This is a genomic window from Lentilactobacillus sp. (genome assembly GCF_040773105.1).
Taxonomy (GTDB): domain Bacteria; phylum Bacillota; class Bacilli; order Lactobacillales; family Lactobacillaceae; genus Lentilactobacillus; species Lentilactobacillus parabuchneri.
Genome location: NZ_JAXGWW010000243.1, coordinates 1 through 3,120, shown reverse-complemented (window position 1 = coordinate 3,120; position 3,120 = coordinate 1). Strand labels below are relative to the sequence as shown.

Genomic DNA, 3,120 nt, shown 5'->3' with positions numbered 1-3,120 from the left:
ATGTCATTTTGAATACTTTGACATCGAAAACATCATGTAATCGTGAAAAGGCCACTGAGGCATTATCAAAAATTTACATTTCTACCCAAAACGTTAACAATTTGCTTACAAAAAATACACAGGCGATTTACCTTCATCGATTAAACTAAATTAGCAAAACAAAAAAAGATAATGAGGAGCTTAAAAATGAGTATGTTAAGAAAGTCCGTTATGGCGATGGGATTGTTGGGGGTTGCACTTTCGTTATCCGCTTGTGGGAGCCCGGTTGCAAGCACGGGCAAGAATTCCGACACGTTAAATGTTGTGTTTTTACCCAGTGATTCTGCCAAGGAGGAAGACGCTGCCAGAAAAGCCTTAACCCAAGAGATTCACAAGGCGACCGGCAAAAAGGTCAACGTTGAAACGACGACTGATTATAACGTGGCCATTCAAGCAATCGCAACCGGAAAAGCGCAGATTGGGCTGATGGGCCCCGATGGTTACGTCCAGGCGCACAAACAAAGCAAGACCGTGGTTCCAATGGTGACTTATTCTGGTAAGTCTGGCACTTTAAAAGACGCATACTATCACAGTTACATCATGGTACCAAAAGACCAGGCAACTAAATACAAAGTGAACGGCAAGTATTCGTTGAAAAATATCAAGGGTAAGCGGATGTCATTTGTTTCAAACACATCAACTTCCGGCTTTGCGATTCCAGCTGGCGCGATCAAGAAGGCATTTAATTTAAAGAGTACCGATGATTTGTCTTCCGGCGGTAAATTCTTCAGCAAGGTGCTTTACGGGCAATCACACCAAGGTTCAGCGGTTAACTTGCTGAAAGGGGATGCCGACGTGGCAGCCTTCGATGATATGGATCTGACCCAGTACGGTAAGTTCCAAAATGACGCCACTAAAGCCGGGGCAATCTTCAAGATTAACAAAGACGCCCCAGCACCGTTCACCGCAGTTCGCGGTAAGGAATCAATTGCGATCGCGGCTTACGCTGTTCAAAACGAACCACTGGTCGCAAATACTAAAACAATTAGTAAGTCTGATATTGAAAAGATTCAAAAGCAGTTGACATCCAGCAGCGTGACAAATAACAAGTTGTTCTTTGCCCCTGCAAACGCGAAAGTCCGTGGCTTATTCACTAAGGACGGCAAAACACAATTTATCAAGATTACGGATGCCTGGTACAAACTAACCCACGACATTCTTGGAGAATAAAGGAGATTAATATGCTTGAGGTTAAACAGTTAACAAAAACTTATGACGGGGGCAAACGCTCACTTCAAGACGTTTCATTTACTGCCCAGCCAGGAGAGGTGACGGTGATCATCGGGCCTTCCGGAGCTGGGAAAACAACGCTATTGCGAAGTATCAATCAACTCATTACCGATGATTCCGGGCAGATACGATTCGATGATCAAGATATCTGCGCACTTAATAAACGCGACCTCAAGCACATGCGTTCAAAGATTGGGATGATCTTTCAAAACTATAATTTGATTGAATCGCTGACGACAATCGAAAATGTGCTTCATGGCGGGCTTGCCAGAAAATCAACCATTGCCGGTGTCTTATCGCTATACACCAAGCAGGAAAAAGAAGAAGCCATACAGCTGATAGACGAAGTTGGTTTGAAGGATTTCGCATTTCAGTACTGCAGTGATTTAAGTGGTGGCCAAAAGCAACGGGTTGGAATCGCCAGATCGCTGATGCAGCATCCGGAAATGATTTTATGTGATGAACCAATTGCGTCACTGGATCCTAAATCAACCATCATTGTGATGGATATTTTAAAAAAGCTTGCCAAAAAACGGGGAATGTTGGTGCTGATTAATCTTCACCAAGTCGATATTGCAAAAGAATATGCCGACCACATTATTGGCCTAAATGACGGCCACATTGTATTCGATGGGCCGGCTGATCAAGCTTCCAGTCAAGATATTGAACGAATATATCGCGACAGTGCGTTTGCCACTTCATAGGGGGGATTCTATGAAAAACCAAGTAATGGATAGTTCCAGGTTCTTTATGCGAAAACGGCTCAATTTATCGATTGTGATTGGGCTGATGATTGTCTTGTATGTTGGCGCGTCATTGATTTTGAATTTTAACTCGGCTGCATTTCTTTACGTTGATCGGGGGATCATTTGGCTGGCTAAGAACTTTGTGCCCAACAGTCACTCAATTCAGTATTGGGGCATTATTCTGCAAGCCCTGTTACGGACATTGATTGTGTCGGTTGCGGCGACAACGGTTGCCGGCGTCTTGGCACTTGGATTAGCGCTGGCGGGTGCGAAAACCACCGGGCCAAGTCAAACGCTCAGTTGGTTGATTAGAGGATTTGCCTCCATCATGCGAAATATTCCAATCGTTGGCTGGGCAATGCTCTTGTTGTTTTCTTTCAAACAAAATGATTTTACGGGATTCTTAGCCCTACTATTCTTGAGTATCGGCTTTTTAACCCGGGCATTTATGGAAACAATCGAAGCTGTTGACGTTGAAAAAATTCAGGCGCTGGAAGTAACCGGCGCGAATTATCTTCAAGTCATTTCCCAAGCAGTGATTCCTGAAATCACTACGCCATTAGTCTCGTGGCTGCTGTATATGATTGAAAACAATCTGCGGGATGCAACTTTGGTTGGGCTGCTGACAGGGACTGGCATTGGGTTTGTATTTGACCTTTATTTCAAGAGCTTACGTTACGGTCCTGCAGGGTTGGTGGTTTTGGCAATCATCGTCTTGGTGATTGGTGTTGAACTGTTCTCAAACCAAGTTGAAAGGAGAATTGCAATATGATCAGTAAACCTGAAAGGGGACTGGAGATGACACCCGAAGCTTCGCAGCCAATGACTAAATTTAAGCTGCCGCTTCGACTGAAGGATAAACGCCGGCGCACGGTTTATCTGGTCATGGCGATCCTGGTGTTCACCACGGTTCTCACGATTCCGACAATCATTCCAAAGGGCGTCAATTTGGCCGTCGCAACGAGTGGCTTGTTGGATAATTTGCGAATTATGATGCTTCAGCCGGCACCTTCCAATACCACCATGGAAAGCTTGATGGTGGCACTGTTTCAAAGTATTGCACTCGCCTTTCTCACGACCTTGGTCGGCGCTGTCATTGCCTTTT

At 44.7% G+C, this 3,120-nt stretch carries 3 protein-coding genes and 1 pseudogene; all 4 read left to right on the top strand.

Annotated elements, in window-relative coordinates; all coding sequences use genetic code 11:
• Positions 1 to 186 precede the first annotated feature (186 nt).
• Positions 187 to 1,209 carry a phosphate/phosphite/phosphonate ABC transporter substrate-binding protein gene (locus AB3112_RS10135; RefSeq protein WP_084974236.1) on the top strand — a complete coding sequence of 341 codons (1,023 nt, stop codon included), beginning with the start codon at positions 187 to 189 and terminating at the stop codon, positions 1,207 to 1,209.
• Between the two features lie 11 nt (positions 1,210 to 1,220).
• The gene (phnC, locus tag AB3112_RS10130) at positions 1,221 to 1,973 is read left to right on the top strand and encodes a phosphonate ABC transporter ATP-binding protein (RefSeq protein WP_084974239.1); all 753 of its coding nucleotides are present in this window, start codon (positions 1,221 to 1,223) and stop codon (positions 1,971 to 1,973) included.
• A 10-nt stretch (positions 1,974 to 1,983) separates the two neighbouring features.
• Positions 1,984 to 2,787, top strand: a complete 804-nt coding sequence (locus AB3112_RS10125) for an ABC transporter permease subunit (RefSeq protein ID WP_084974241.1) — start codon at positions 1,984 to 1,986, stop codon at positions 2,785 to 2,787.
• Positions 2,784 to 3,120 (top strand): annotated as a pseudogene (locus AB3112_RS10120) (ABC transporter permease); the annotation flags it as partial. The gene AB3112_RS10125 and the pseudogene AB3112_RS10120, both read left to right, overlap by 4 nt.